This is a genomic window from Vibrio sp. YT-19(2023) (assembly GCF_033337395.1).
The window spans coordinates 1-929 of record NZ_JAWOQN010000226.1 but is presented as its reverse complement, the minus strand read 5'-3'; the positions used below and the strand labels follow the sequence as shown (position 1 = coordinate 929).

At 48.8% G+C, this 929-nt stretch carries 1 pseudogene; it reads right to left on the bottom strand.

Going from position 1 to position 929, the window contains the following annotated elements:
- Positions 1-867 (bottom strand): annotated as a pseudogene (locus tag R7E78_RS25040) (IS3-like element ISVpa2 family transposase); the annotation flags it as partial.
- Between the last annotated feature and the right edge of the window lie 62 nt (positions 868-929).

Below are 929 nucleotides of genomic sequence, written 5' to 3'. Positions count from 1 at the left end.
CACTGTGAACGATAACTTGCTCAGGGAATCCGCGACGGAACAAGGCCATTGATAGCGCATCGCAGACCAGCGTAGCAGTCATTCTGGTATCCATAGACCAGCCGACTACTTGTCTTGAGTAAAGATCAATAATTACCGCCAAGTACAGCCAACCTTCGCTTGTGGCAACGTAGGTGATGTCACCCGCCCACTTTTGATTCGGAGCCGCTGCGTTGAAGTCCTGAGCCAGCAGGTTCGGAGCAACAGGCATTTTATGCTTGCTGTCTGTTGTACACTTAAACTTGCGTGCGGCTTTCGGAGTCAAATCCTGACGCTTCATGCTGGCTGCAATGGTTTTAACATTATGACTATTACCGTTCTCAGCCAGTTCTTTTTGAATGCGCCTCGCACCATCTCGGCCTTTGCTGCTGTCAAACGCCTCCTTGACCTTGATATCAAGCTCTTGGCGACTTGCCTCGCGCTGGATAGCCTTGTGGCGGTGCTTAATCCAGTAATAAAACCCACTTCGAGATACCCCGAACACCTTAGCCATACGGACAACATTGAAGCACAGCAGGTGTTCGAGCATAAATTCGTAGCAATCTACTTTAGATTTTTCGCGAAGTAGGTGGCGGCCTTTTTTACTATATCTAGCTCTTCAGCTTGCTCAGCCAATTGCCTTTTAAGCTTGGCGACTTCAGCGGCTAGATCTTTTTCCCGCTGACTGGTACTGGTGTCTTTCTTCGCGGCCTTACGCCAACCGTAGATCTGAGATTCGTGTAACGAGAGTTGCCTCGCTGCCGCAGCGACTCCCACTTTATCTGCTAGCTTCAGTGCTTCTGCTTTAAATTCAGGAGAATGGATAATACGTTTTTTCTTGCTTGTCATGCTTCACCTCGTTAGTGATTGTACTCACTTAACTCGGTGTCCAAAACTGCTGGTGCGGATCA